Origin of the sequence: Streptomyces anulatus, assembly GCF_000721175.1 — a bacterium.
GTDB lineage: Bacteria > Actinomycetota > Actinomycetes > Streptomycetales > Streptomycetaceae > Streptomyces > Streptomyces anulatus_C.
On record NZ_JOEZ01000066.1, the window covers coordinates 1 to 13350 of the forward strand.

Consider the following 13350-nt stretch of genomic DNA (forward strand, 5'->3'; position numbering starts at 1 on the left):
CGCGCCATCGACCACCGCACCCACAGGACCACCGTCCACATCGAGATCCAGCACGTTGCCAAACCCGTCAGACGGCTAACCGAACGGCATTGGCCCTAGTGGGGCTGGTGGGGCGTCACGTGGTGCGTGGGAGTGGCTGAAAACGACCCATACGGGGCAGTCGGAGGAACGGAATGTGACCCAGAGCACGTTGGAGTCGTTGTCATAACGCCTGCATCACGTCCACGTCTGCCAGGGCGAGGCCTGGGTAGGTCTGCTGTGTCCTGTTCTCCATGGCCAGGAGGCCACCATGCCCGCTGCCGCGCAGCTCCTGCTCTCCGCCCTCTCCAAACAGGTACCCGCCCAGTCCGATTCCGGGCCGCTGACCAGCGGACTTCCCCTCGCCGAAGTCGCCCACCTGATCAGCGGGCCGCCGCTCGCCGATGTCTCCCTCCTGCTCGGTGAATCCTCGTTCGCCGATTCCGCGCCGCTGACCAGCGAGCCTCCGCTCGCCGATGCCACCCCTCTCACGAGCGAGCCTCCGCTCGCCGCCGTCGCCCCTCTGACCAGCGAGCCGACCGCACCCGGCACCGCAGGGGGCATGGAGTTCCCAGGAGTCTGAATGGGCTTGTCCCGGCTCGCCGCACTGCACGGTGTCGCCACCTCCTACTCCCCGTCGCCGGATGTCACGGTGTCCGTCCCCGACGACACGGTCATCGCCGTGCTCGCCGCGCTGGGCGTCGACGCCGGCACTCCGGCGGACGTACGGAAGTGCCTCGCCGCCGCGGAGTCCCGCTCGCGCCTGCTGCCGCCGACCGTGGTGGTCTGGGCCGGCGAGCCCCTGCCGCCCGCCCTGGCCGGACTGCCCCCCGGCTCGACCGTCACGGTCGAGCCGGAGCCGGAGCCGGCCGGGCCCCCCGGACATCCCTCGGCCCGCCGGCCCGCCCCGCTGAGCATGCGGGCACGGGCGGCGGCCCCTACTGTCTCCGCGCCGCCTCCGGGGAGCGTTGACGCGGTTCACGATCGGCCTCCGGGGGGCAGCGCGGCCGTTTCCGTCGTGCCCCCATGGGCCGGCGGCCCGGACCGGGACGTTCCGGCGTCCGCCCCCGCCTGGTGGATCCCGCCGCCCCACGGCGTCCACCGCATCCACGTCCGTACGCCGGACCACCGCAGGGCCACGGCCACCCTCATCACCGCCCCGGCCCGCGTCCCGCAGCCGCCCGAGCGCGCCCACGGCTTCCTGGTCCAGCTCTACTCCCTGCTCTCCGCCCGCTCCTGGGGCATGGGCGACCTCGGCGACCTGGCCGACCTCGCCGCATGGTCCGGACACACGCTCGGCACCGGGTTCGTCCAGGTCAACCCGTTGCACGCGGCCGTTCCGGGCAGCCCCACCGACCCGTCCCCGTACCGCCCCTCCTCGCGCCGCTTCCCCGACCCGGTGCATCTGCACGTCGAGTCGATCCCCGAGTACGGCCACGTCCGCGACCGGACCACCCTGGACGACCTCCGGCAGGACGCCGCGGCCCTCAGCGAGGCCGTGCTGAACAAGGGCGCGCTCATCGACCGGGACGCCGTCTGGGAGCTGAAGCGCCAGGCCCTGGAGCTGGTCGTCCAGGTGCCCCTCACCCCTGGCCGGCGCGCCGCCTACTGCGACTACCTGGCCGAGCAGGGCCAGGCGCTGGAGGACCACGCCCTGTGGTGCGCGCTCGCCGAGGTCCACGGCCCCGACTGGCACACCTGGCCCGAGGCCCTGCGCGACCCCCGCTCCCCGGCAACCGCCCGCGCCCGGGCCGAGCTGCTGGACCGGGTCGACTTCCACTGCCGCCTCGCCTGGCTGACCGCCACCCAGCTCGCCGCCGCCCAGCGGGCCGCCGAGGACGCCGGGATGAGCGTCGGGATCGTCCACGACCTCGCCGTCGGCGTGCACCCGGCCGGCGCCGACACCTGGGCCCAGCAGGAGGCCTTCGCCCACGGCATGTCCGTCGGCGCGCCCCCCGACGCCTTCAACGCGCGCGGCCAGGACTGGGGCCTGCCGCCCTGGCGGCCCGACGTCCTCGCCGCCACCGGCTACGCCCCCTACCGCGGCCTGCTGCGCGGCCTGCTGGCCCACGCCGGAGCCCTGCGCATCGACCACGTGATGGGCCTGTTCCGGCTCTGGTGGGTGCCCGAGGGCCGCCCGCCCACCGACGGCACCTACGTGGCCCAGGACGCCGAGGCGATGCTCGCCGTCCTCGTCCTGGAGGCCCACCGGTCCGGGACCGTCGTCGTCGGCGAGGACCTCGGCACCGTCGAGCCCGGGGTCCGCGAGGCGCTCGCCCGGCGCGGCGTGCTCGGCACCTCGGTGCTCTGGTTCGAGCGCGACTGGGACGGCGACGGCCGGCCGCTCGCCCCGGAGAGGTGGCGGCGGGACTGCCTGGCCACCGCGACCACCCACGATCTGCCCTCCACCGCCGCCAGGCTGACCGGCGATCACGTGACGCTGCGCCACCGCCTCGGCCTGCTCACCCGCTCCCTGGAGGAGGAGCTGACCGAGGACGCCACCGACACCGCCGAATGGCTGGCCCTCCTCGCCCGGCTGCGGATGCTCCCCGAGGGCGACGGCGACGAGGAGGCCGCCGTCCGGGCCGTCCACCGCTTCCTGCTGCGCACCCCCGCCCGGATGACCGGCGTCTGGCTCCCCGACACCGTCGGCGACCGCCGCCCGCAGAACCTCCCCGGCACCTGGGACCAGTACCCCAACTGGCGGCTCCCGATCGCCGACGCAGAGGGCCATCCGGTCACCCTGGAGGAGATCGCCGCCTCGCCCCGGCTGCACACGCTGATGGAGGTCCTGCGGCCCCGAAAGGCCCGTACGGCACCCCCGGGCGAGCGCGGTCCCTAGGCGTTCGCTACGTTGGCACCGTGGACAAGAAGAACGCTATGCGCGCCGGCGTCGTTGCGGCCGGGACGACGCTGATGATGCTGCTCATGTCGGCCCCGGCGCTCGCGCTCACGCCCGACGACGGTGACGACCCGGCTCCGCGCATGAGCGCGATGGAGACCATCGGTCTCTACGTCATCGCGCCCATCGCCCTGTTCGTGGTGATCACGGGCCTGGTCATGGTCCTGGACAAGTCCAAGAAGCAGGTCTGACCCGCACACGTACGACCTGCACGAAGGGTGCGCCGCCGGTAGCGACCACCGCGCGGCGCATCCGTACGTCCGGTCCCGGACGGACCCGTCGCGGCGAGTGCCGGGCCGGTAGGTTGCGCCCACGACCGAGTGGGACGTCAAGAAGCTCCGCATCCTGCGCACCCTGCGCGACCGGGGCACGGTGACGGCGACCGCCGAGGCGCTCCTGATGACCCCCTCCGCGGTCTCCCAGCAGCTCACCAACCTGGCCAGGCAGCTCGGGGTGGACCTCCTGGAGGCCCAGGGCCGCCGGGTCCGCCTCACCGACGCCGCCCACCTCGTCCTGCGCCACGCCGAGGCCGTCTTCGCCCAGCTGGAGCGGGCCGATGCCGAACTGACCGGCTATCTGCGCGGCGAGACCGGGGAGGTCAGGGTCGGCGCGTTCTCCACCGCCGTGCCCGCCCTCGTCGTCCCCGCCGTCCGGCTGCTGTGCGCCGAGGACCGCCCGGGACCCGACGTACGCGTACGGGAGGCCGAGGCCGCCCAGGCGTACGAGCTGCTCACCGCGGGCGAGGTGGACCTGGCCCTGTCGCTGGCCGCCCACGCGCCCACCGCCCGCGACCCCCGCTTCCGTCTCTTCCCGCTGCTCGTCGACCCGCTGACCGTGGCGCTCCCCGCCGGCCACCCGCTGGCCGGGGCACCCGCCCTGCGCCTCGCGGACCTGGCCGCCGACCGCTGGATCTTCGGCGGTTCGGGCCCCTGGTCCGAGATCACCGCGCGCGGGCGTACGCCAAGGGGGCGCCCCCTTCGCCGTAGCGGTGAGGACGCCCCCAGGGCCGTACGTGCCGCTACGCGGTGGCCGCCGCCGCGTCCGCCGCCTGGGCCTTCAGGGCGCGCTCCACACCGGACCGCGACTCCGACATCAGCCGGCGCAGGGCCGCGCTCGGCTCGGCCGAGGCCAGCCAGGCGTCCGTGGCGTCCAGCGTCTCCTGCGAGACCTGGAGGGCCGGGTAGAGGCCCACGATGATCTGCTGGGCCATCTCGTGGCTGCGCGAGTCCGAGACCTCCTTCACCGAGGCGAAGTACTTCTCCGTGTACGGGGCCAGCAGCTCGCGCTGGTCCGACTGGACGAAGCCGCTGATGACCGCCTCCTGAAGCGAGTTGGGCAGCTCGCCGGACTCCACGACCGAGGCCCACGCCTCGGCCTTGGCCTCCTCGGACGGCTGGGCCGCCCGCGCGGAGGCCGCGTGGCGCTCGCCCGCCGCCGTCCTGTCCCGCTCGTACTCGGCGGCGATCTCCTCCTCGTCCAGCAGACCGGCCGCCGCCAGCCGCTGCACGAACGCCCACCGCAGCTCGGTGTCGACGGCCAGGCCCTCGATCGACCCGGTGCCGTCCAGCAGCGACTGGAGCAGGTCCAGCTGCTGCGGGTTGCGGGCCGTGGCCGCGAAGGCGCGGGCCCATGCCAGCTGGTGGTCGCTGCCCGGCTCCGCCGCGTGCAGGTGCGCCAGCGTCGCGTCGGTCCACTGGTTGAGTGCGCCCTCACGGGTCTCCGGCGCGGCGTACAGGTCCAGCGCCAGCTTCACCTGGCGGTGCAGCGACTGGACGACACCGATGTCCGACTCCTTGCCGATGCCGGAGAGCACCAGCGAGAGGTAGTCGCGGGTCGCCAGCTCGCCGTCGCGGGTCATGTCCCAGGCCGAGGCCCAGCACAGGGCGCGCGGCAGCGACTCGGTGAAGTCGCCCAGGTGCTCGGTGACGACCCGCAGCGACTCCTCGTCGAGGCGGACCTTGGCGTAGGAGAGGTCGTCGTCGTTGAGCAGGATGACGGCCGGGCGGGCCTTGCCCTGCGGGTACGGCACGGTGGTGCGCTCGCCGTCGACGTCCAGCTCGATCCGGTCGGTGCGTACGAGCTTGCCGCCCGCGGCATCGTCGATGGAGTAGAAGCCGATGGCGATCCGGTGCGGGCGCAGCGTCGCCTCGCCCTTCGCACCTGCGGGCAGCGCGGGGGCCTCCTGGAGCACGGTGAAGGAGGTGACGTGACCGTGTCCGTCGGTCTCGATCTCCGGGCGCAGGATGTTGATGCCCGCCGTCTCCAGCCACGCCTTCGACCAGGTCTTCAGGTCGCGTCCGGAGGTCTTCTCCAGCGCGCCCAGCAGATCGGAGAGGCGGGTGTTGCCGAAGGCGTGCGCCTTGAAGTACGCCTGCACGCCCTGGAAGAACGCGTCCTTGCCGACGTACGCCACGAGCTGCTTGAGCACCGAGGCGCCCTTGGCGTACGTGATCCCGTCGAAGTTGACGAGGACGTCGTCCAGGTCCCGGATGTCCGCCATGATCGGGTGCGTGGAGGGCAGCTGGTCCTGGCGGTACGCCCACGTCTTCATGGAGTTGGCGAACGTGGTCCAGGAGTGCGGCCACTTCGAGCCCGCGGCGTCCGCCTGGCAGGCGATCGAGGTGTAGGTGGCGAACGACTCGTTCAGCCAGAGGTCGTTCCACCACTCCATCGTGACGAGGTCGCCGAACCACATGTGGGCCAGCTCGTGCAGGATGGTCTCGGCCCGCACCTCGTACGCCGCGTCCGTCACCTTGGAGCGGAAGACGTACTGGTCGCGGATGGTGACCGCGCCCGCGTTCTCCATCGCGCCCGCGTTGAACTCCGGGACGAAGAGCTGGTCGTACTTGGCGAACGGGTACGCGTAGTCGAACTTCTCCTGGAACCACTCGAAGCCCTGCCGGGTGACGGCGAAGATGTCCTCGGCGTCCAGGTACTCCGCGAGGGAGGGGCGGCAGTAGATGCCGAGCGGGACGGACCGGCCGTCCTTCTCGTAGCTGCTGTGCACCGCGTGGTACGGGCCGACGATGAGGGCCGTGATGTACGTCGAGATGCGCGGCGTCGGCTCGAAGGACCAGACGTCGTCCTTCGGCTCCGGCGTCGGCGAGTTCGAAATGACCGTCCAGCCGGACGGGGCCTTCACGGTGAACGCGAAGGTCGCCTTGAGATCGGGCTGCTCGAACGAGGCGAAGACGCGGCGCGCGTCCGGGACCTCGAACTGCGTGTACAGATAGGCCTGCTCGTCGACCGGGTCGACGAACCGGTGCAGGCCCTCACCGGTGTTGGTGTAAGCGCAGTCGGCGACGACCTTCAGCTCGTTGGAGCCCTCGCGCAGATGCGGCAGGGCGATCCGCGCGTCGTGGAACACGGCGGCCACGTCCAGGTTCTTGCCGTTCAGCACCACGTCGTGGACGGCAGGGGCGACCAGGTCGATGAACGACTCCGCACCCGCCTCCGCGCAGTCGAAGCGCACGGTGGTCACGGACCGGTAGGTGCCGCCCTCCTGCGCTCCGGAGAGGTCGAGATCGATCTCGTACGCGTCCACGGTCAGCAGGCGCGCCCGCTCCTGTGCCTCTTCGCGGGTCAGATTCGTGCCAGGCACGCGGTCATCTCCTAGGTGTGACTTGATAAGCGGCGTTTCCGGCCATCCTTCCACGTACCGTGCTCCCAGCGCGATGTCCGTTTTCCGCCGGACGCGGACCGCTCCGCGCGACACGCTCGGACCATGACCGGACACCAGCCACGCCCCATCGACCCCACCGCTCTCGACGAACTCCGCACCACCGACGACGCGGGCCGGCCCTGCCGCCCGTACACCGCGACCGAGGGCGGCCACCCGCTGCGCTGCTGTCTGCGCGGCAGCGAGCCGGGGGAGCGCGTCGCCCTCGTCTCCTACGCCCCGCTGCGCCGCTGGGCCCGCTCGACCGGGGCGAGCCCGGGGGCGTACGACGAACAGGGACCCGTCTTCATCCACGCCGAGGCGTGCGCGGGCCCGGACCCGGAGCGCGCCGGATACCCCTTCTCGCGGGCGGGCGCGCTGCGCGCGGTGCGCCGCTACGACGCCCGGGGGCATATCGCGGGCGGCCGGCTGCTGGAGCTCCCGGCCGAGCCGGAGAAGGGCTTCGACGCGGCCCTCGACGAGGCGTTCGCGGACCCGGAGGTGGTGTTGGTGCACGTGCGGGCGGTGGAGTACGGGTGCTTCCACTTCGAGGCGCGGAGAAGCTGAGACGCGTACGGGGACGGGGACGGGTACGCGAAGGGGCGGCCACCGGTGATCGGTGGCCGCCCCGTCGTATGCGCGTGACGCTGCGGGTCAGCCCTTCAGCTCGGCCGCCACCAGCTCCGCGATCTGCACGGCGTTCAGCGCCGCGCCCTTGCGGAGGTTGTCGTTGGAGACGAACAGCGCGAGGCCGTGGTCCACCGTCTCGTCGACCCGGATGCGGCCCACGAAGGAGGCGTCCTTGCCGGCCGCCTGGAGCGGGGTCGGGATCTCCGAGAGCTCGACGCCCTCGGCGTCCTTCAGCAGCTCGTAGGCGCGCTCGACGCCGATCGGGCGGGCGAAGCGGGCGTTGATCTGGAGCGAGTGGCCGGAGAAGACCGGAACCCGGACGCAGGTGCCGGACACCTTCAGCTCCGGGATCTCCAGGATCTTGCGGGACTCGTTGCGGAGCTTCTGCTCCTCGTCCGTCTCGAACGAACCGTCGTCCACGATCGAGCCCGCCAGCGGCAGCACGTTGAAGGCGATCGGGCGCTTGTAGACGGCCGGCTCGGGGAAGTCCACCGCCTCGCCGTCGTGGGCCAGCTTCTCGGCCTCGGCGACGACCTTGGCCGCCTGGCCGTGCAGCTCGGCGACGCCGGCGACCCCGGAGCCCGACACGGCCTGGTAGGTGGCGACGGTCAGCGCTTCGAGACCGGCCTCGTCGTGCAGCGGGCGCAGCACGGGCATCGCGGCCATCGTCGTGCAGTTCGGGTTGGCGATGATGCCCTTGGGCCGGATCCGGGCCGCGTGCGGGTTGACCTCGGAGACGACGAGCGGGACCTCGGGGTCCTTGCGCCAGGCGGAGGAGTTGTCGATCACCACGGCCCCCTGGGCGGCGACCTTCTCGGCCAGCGCCTTCGAGGTCGCGCCGCCGGCGGAGAACAGCACGATGTCCAGGCCCGTGTAGTCGGCCGTCGAGGCGTCCTCGACGGTGACGCCGGAGCCCTTGAAGTCGATCGTGGAGCCCGCGGACCGGGCGGAGGCGAACAGCCGCAGCTCGTCGACCGGGAAGTCCCGGTCGGCCAGGATCCTGAGCATGACTGTGCCGACCTGACCGGTGGCGCCGACGATTCCGACCTTCACGAGGACTCCTCTGTTCTGACGTCTGTACGTCTGCACACCCATGCGTCCGCACGCTGTGCGACTGTGCGGTCCGTTTGCCGCTCCATGATGCGTATGTCCTGGCCCGCCTTGTCCAATCCATTGTCCGACCTGCGGACTCTCCGCGCGAGGGCCGCAGGTTCTGCGGCTTCCCTGTGCCCGAAGGGAAACATCTGCGGCGGCGGCCGGGCGGTGTGACGAGGAACACGCACGGCGGGGCGGGTGCTCGTGAGAGCGCCCGCCCCGCCGTCGTATCAGGGACGATCAGTCGCGATCCGTTACGGCGTGACCTTCTCGATCACGACGCTGCCGGTGCCCGCGGCGGTGCCGCGCGCGTTGACCAGCTGGACCTCGCCGAAGAACTGACGGCCCTCGGGAGCCGCTCCGGCGACCACGACTTCGGCGCCGACCTGGGCCGACGCACCGTTGGCCAGGTTCACGGCCTTGGTGGAGTCGACCTTGATCGTGCCGAGCGAGGCCGAGTAGAAGACGTCGCGGTAGTCGTACGTGGTGGTCCCGGCCGGGACCGAGTAGCCGTCGACGACGACCGTGTACGTGCCCGCGGCGGGCTTCACGAGGCTGACCCGCTCCTCGGAGCCGGCCGTGGTCCCGCTGCCGACCTGGGTGGCGCCCCGGAAGACGTACAGGTCGATGTCCGCGTTGGCGTCCGAGGTGGATCCGATGGCGATGTCGAGCTTCTCGACGCCCTCGCCGATGGTGACCGTGGTCTCACGGGTCTCACCCGTGGCGATCGACGGCTTGGCCACCTTGGCCGAACCCAGCGAGCCGCCCTGGAGCTTGCCCTGGAGGGCGGCGGCACCGTTGGTGACCGTCCAGTCCACCGCGGCGGGAGTGCCGGTCTTCGCCTCGGCGATGGTCTGCACCGCCGGGTCGAAGGTCACGCCGAGCAGCGAGACATCCAGCTTGTACGGGTTGTCCAGCAGCGGCGACGTACGACGCGACTCGACCTCGATCTCCCACACGCCGGGCTGCGGGTCCTTGTAGGAACGCGCGTCCGGCCGGCAGGTGTTGGCCGGGTTCTCGTAGTTCGGGTAGCAGTTGACCGTGGAGGTCGGGTCGACCGGCGTCCCGTACGGGTGCAGGGCGATGAACCGGGTCTGGCTGCCCGAGCGCAGCGCGCTGAGGGCGACCTCAAGGGTCTTCGCGCCCTCCGGCACGTTGACGAAGTACGACGTGGTGCCGTTGCGCTGGACCGAGCCGGAGTGCTTGTAGGCGAAACCGGGCTGCTGCAGCTCCTGGGCGATGACGACCGTGGTCATGATCTGGTGGTCGACGCCGGAGGTCTTCTTGTCGTCGACCCGCAGGATCGCGCTGTGCACCCCGGCGGTCTTCGCCTTCGCCTTGACCTTGACCTTGACCGGCGTGTCGAGCGGCAGCGAGACGTACTCGGGGCTGCTGAGCTCGAAGGTGCCGTCGTTGTTCTTCCACGACAGCTTGTGCTGGACGTCGCGGTCCGGGCCCGTGGTGCGGGTGACGACGACGTCGTAGACCTTGGTCTCGCCGACCTTCAGGCCGCCCTCGCGGTCGTACAGGCCGGTGCCGAAGCCCGGGTCCTTGAGCGCGAAGTCGATCGCGGTGTCGACCGGGGCCTTCACCGAGAACTCGTGCGCGGGCTTGCCCTGCTTGGCGATCTGCTTCCAGGCCTTGACGATGTTGATCAGACCGGAGCCCTGGACGTGCGCGGGCACGTCCTTGATGTGACCGGCGGTGCTGGTCAGCGCCGTGCGCAGGTCGGCCGGGGGAAGCTCGATGTCCTTCTGCTTCGCCGCCGACAGCAGGAGCGCGGCCGCGCCCGCCGCCTGCGGGGAGGCCATCGAGGTGCCCTGGAGCATGGAGTAGCCGGCCGGCAGGTCGTAACCCGCCTCCTTGACCGGACCGCCCGGCGCCCAGGTCTGGGTGGTGTTGATGGACGCACCCGGCGCCGAGATGATCGGCGTGAAGCCGCCGTCCTCACGCGGACCGCGCGAGGAGAAGGGCAGCATGTCGTACTTCTTGGTGACGCTGGAGCCGTAGTTGGCCGCCCACGTCTCCTTGGAGATCGACGCGCCGACCGAGATCACGTGGTCGGCGAGCGACGGGTCGCCGATGGTGTTGAGACCCGGGCCGCTGTTGCCGGCCGAGATGACCAGCTGCACGCCGTAGATGTCGACCAGGCGCTTGTAGAGCTCGGCGCGCGCGTTGTTGCCGTCGTTCAGCGGCGGCAGGCCGCCGATCGACATGTTGACGATGTCGACGCCGCGGTTGACGACGAGGTCGATCATGCCCTCGGTCAGCGCGATGTTGGTGCAGCCGCCGGACCAGGTGCAGGCACGCGAGGAGACGATCTTGGCGCCGGGGGCGGCGCCGTTCATCTCGCCGCCGAACAGGCCGTTGGCCGCGGTGATGCCCGCGACGTGCGTGCCGTGCGAGCCCTCGATGACACCGATGTTGACGTAGTCGGCCTTCGCGCCGGCCGCGTTGTGGACGACGTTCTTGCGGGTCTCGACGACGAACGGGATGCGCTCGACGACCGGGGTGCGCGGGTCGTCCTCACCGAAGTAGGACACCTGGAACTTGTCCTTGTACGGCTTGAGGACCTTGTCGTCCGAGAAGTCCGCGTTGCTGTTCAGGTCGACCCGCGTGGTACCGGTGACCGCGTCGTACAGCACGCCCCAGACGTCGGTGGTGTCACCGTCGCGGTTGAGGTCGCCCGCCATGTCACCGCCGGTGGTGGCCGCCTCGGCGAACGTGGCGAACTTGTAGCTGCCCGCCGGCGCCGAGTACGTCTTCCCGCCGGAGGTGAACGTCGGGCCGGTGACCGACTGGGACATCTGCAGCCAGGTGCCGTCGCCGTCGCTGACCGGGTCGGTCGCGGTCACCCAGTCGACGATCTTGCGCTCGCCGGTGGTGGTCTTCTTCAGGGCCGGGTGACCGAGGTCGACGCCGGAGTCCAGGATGCCGATGGTGATCCCGCGGCCGTCGGCCTTCGGGTGCTTCGCGACGAAGTCGACCGCGCCCGTCTCGAACGACGGGTTGTACGGGTTCTTCGCCGGGGTCCTCTTGTCCGGCGCCGCGTAACTGCCGGTGGTCTTCGGCTGCTTCGCCCCGGCGGCCCGGTCGCCCTTGGGCGTCGGGTCGTCCAGCTTGATCTCCTGCTTGAGATCGATGCCGAGGACGGAGGAGAGCTTGGAGGCCTTCTCGATCGTGGCCTCGGCGCTCTTCGTCGGGACCGTCGCCCGGACGTAGCCGAGCTTGTCGTAGGTCGTGCCGAGCACGGATCCCTCGACGGCGTCCAGCTGCTTGCTGACCTGCTCGGTCGCACCGGGGGTGGTGGCGACCATCATGGTGACGTTCTTCTCGCCCTTGGCCTCGGCCTTCGCCAGGAGATCGGCGTCGGCCTTGCCGAGCTTGTCGCCCCGGTCGCTCGTGGCGGCCGGTTTGACGGGCGCCGGAGCCGGGTCGTCCGCGGCGAAGGCCGGAGCGGCGCCGGAGGCGGCCAGTGCGGCCGCCAGGCCGGCAGCGGCCGCGATACGAGCGGCGCGTCTCGCCCCGGGTATGGAACTGGGGGATTCCTTGGTCATCAGCATCCCTGTTAATTGAAAGAGAGAGTCCGGAATTCGGTACCGGATGACCGCTTACCCTGTCGTAAATGACAGGGGTTTGTGGAGAGTTGACGGAGACGAGTTTGGGCCATGGCATAGATCCGCCACGGGGCACGATGTGCCACAAGGGAGGAATGAGGTCAAACAGCACACGGGTGGCGCCTGGTGCCGTGCGGTGGTCCGGACCTGCCGGACGCGTGGTCCGGACCAGCGAGCACCGCAGGGCCGCTCGCCGCCGCCCCGCGCGCACGACCCGCACCGGCCTCGCTCAACGCGGCAGCGCCATCACGCACCCGGCCGGCTCCCGGTCGCCCGCCGCCATCAGTGCCGTCCGCACCACCGTCGCCTGCTGGTCCACCGCCTCGCGCAGCTTCCTCGGGGTGAGGTGGACGACCGTGACCCCGAGCCGCTCCAGGTGCTCCCGCTTCGCGGCGTACGCGGACCACTGCGGATCCTGCTGGGCCCGGCCCCTCCGGCCGGGCACGCCGTACCGGGGCGCCCGGGTGTCCAGCTCCACCGCCACGGCGTGGTCGGGCCAGTAGGCGTCGACCCCGCCGAGCCGGGGCCCGCCCGGCAGCCGCAGCTCCACGTTCCACAGCGGCTCCGGCAGTCCGTGCTCGCGCACCATCGCGTACAGCCGCGCCTCCGCGACCGCCCGCCCCTCGGCCAGCAGCGCGTCCACCGCGCCCACCACGGCGGGCCGTACCAGCAGCTTCGCCTCGCTCAACTCCCTTACCACGGAAGCTGGTTCGCAGTGCCCGTCGCGCACCGCCTCGGTCAGCAGCCGCCGGACGTGCGCCGCCTCGGTCAGGCCGGCCACCGCGTCCGCCAACGCCCGCTCCACCGGGGCGACAGGCACCTCGCCCACCCGTACCGCGCCCGGCGCCGAGGCGGTCCGCAGCACCTCCACGAACCGGGTGGACCGCAGCCGCCGGGTGCGCGGGACCAGTACGTCGATCCGGTGCAGCGCCCCCAGGTCCCCGGCCGTGGCGAAGCCGTGCAGCGCGAGCGCGGCGATCCCGGTGACCATCGCCTCGCCGAACCCCGTCTCCGAAGGGCCCGCCGGTGCGCGCCGCGCGGAGACCGGCGGGCGACCCGCGTACAACAGCGCTCCGTGCAGCCGCTCCTGGCCGGTGGGCGGGCCCGGGTGCAGCAGATAGACCCCCGGCAGCAGGTGCTGCCAGGGGCCGCCGGGCAGGCACTGCGCGGACGTCTGCGTGGCGGACACGCCCCGCGCCCTCAACTGGGCGGCGGAGATAACACGCTCGGTGACGTCCTCGGGCCCGAGAGGTGGACGGGGGAGACGGAGGGAGAGCGGGGTGTTCTGGGTCATGTCCCGGAGCTTCCCGCCCGTGGAGGGTGCCCTAACCCCAATGCCGTTCGGTTACGGGTTCGGTCTGCGGCGCAACTTTGGGCGTTTCGGCTGGTGATACGGGTGCAGCCCTTGTAGTGGTTCTCGGGTCCGCCAA

General features: G+C 71.7%; 8 protein-coding genes and 1 pseudogene. 5 read left to right on the forward strand and 4 right to left on the reverse strand.

Annotated elements, in window-relative coordinates:
- The first annotated feature begins 289 nt into the window (after positions 1-289).
- The 4 genes and pseudogenes from IG90_RS0137860 to IG90_RS43110 all read left to right on the forward strand — a co-directional run.
- Entirely contained in the window at positions 290-601 is a 312-nt protein-coding gene (locus tag IG90_RS0137860; protein WP_030595505.1) for a hypothetical protein, read from the forward strand.
- Complete coding sequence (gene malQ / locus IG90_RS0137865) at positions 602-2860, forward strand: 4-alpha-glucanotransferase (RefSeq protein ID WP_030595509.1); 2259 nt, start codon at positions 602-604, stop codon at positions 2858-2860. It begins immediately after the preceding gene.
- 20 nt (positions 2861-2880) lie between these two features.
- Complete coding sequence (locus tag IG90_RS0137870) at positions 2881-3111, forward strand: hypothetical protein (RefSeq protein ID WP_459170906.1); 231 nt, start codon at positions 2881-2883, stop codon at positions 3109-3111.
- 151 nt (positions 3112-3262) lie between these two features.
- Positions 3263-3865: pseudogene (locus tag IG90_RS43110) on the forward strand (LysR family transcriptional regulator); the annotation flags it as partial.
- Between the two features lie 73 nt (positions 3866-3938).
- Here the strand turns inward: IG90_RS43110 and pepN are convergent.
- Complete coding sequence (gene pepN, locus IG90_RS0137880; RefSeq protein WP_030595517.1) at positions 3939-6521, reverse strand: aminopeptidase N; 2583 nt, start codon at positions 6519-6521, stop codon at positions 3939-3941.
- 123 nt (positions 6522-6644) lie between these two features.
- Here pepN and IG90_RS0137885 point away from each other — a divergent pair, with 123 nt between their 5' ends.
- Positions 6645-7145 (forward strand): DUF1203 domain-containing protein, encoded by a 501-nt coding sequence (locus IG90_RS0137885; protein ID WP_030595520.1) that lies wholly within the window; start codon positions 6645-6647, stop codon positions 7143-7145.
- Positions 7146-7232: 87 nt separating this feature from the next.
- On the opposite strand, the gene IG90_RS0137890 is transcribed toward IG90_RS0137885, so the two are convergent.
- The 3 genes from IG90_RS0137890 to IG90_RS0137900 form a co-directional block, all read right to left on the reverse strand.
- A complete protein-coding gene (locus IG90_RS0137890) occupies positions 7233-8261 on the reverse strand; it encodes an aspartate-semialdehyde dehydrogenase (RefSeq protein WP_030595524.1) in 1029 nt (342 codons plus the stop codon).
- Between the two features lie 296 nt (positions 8262-8557).
- Entirely contained in the window at positions 8558-11866 is a 3309-nt protein-coding gene (locus IG90_RS0137895; protein ID WP_030595528.1) for a S8 family serine peptidase, read from the reverse strand.
- Positions 11867-12149: 283 nt separating this feature from the next.
- A complete protein-coding gene (locus IG90_RS0137900) occupies positions 12150-13214 on the reverse strand; it encodes a hypothetical protein (protein WP_030595531.1) in 1065 nt (354 codons plus the stop codon).
- Between the last annotated feature and the right edge of the window lie 136 nt (positions 13215-13350).

Excerpts from the sequence above, each read along its gene's own strand:
- IG90_RS0137885 (WP_030595520.1), top strand. The coding sequence starts at position 6,645 with ATGACCGGACACCAGCCACGCCCCATCGACCCCACCGCTCTCGACGAA.
- IG90_RS0137860 (WP_030595505.1), top strand. The coding sequence starts at position 290 with ATGCCCGCTGCCGCGCAGCTCCTGCTCTCCGCCCTCTCCAAACAGGTA.
- IG90_RS0137900 (WP_030595531.1), bottom strand. The coding sequence starts at position 13,214 with ATGACCCAGAACACCCCGCTCTCCCTCCGTCTCCCCCGTCCACCTCTC.
- malQ (WP_030595509.1), top strand. The coding sequence starts at position 602 with ATGGGCTTGTCCCGGCTCGCCGCACTGCACGGTGTCGCCACCTCCTAC.
- IG90_RS0137895 (WP_030595528.1), bottom strand. The coding sequence starts at position 11,866 with ATGCTGATGACCAAGGAATCCCCCAGTTCCATACCCGGGGCGAGACGC.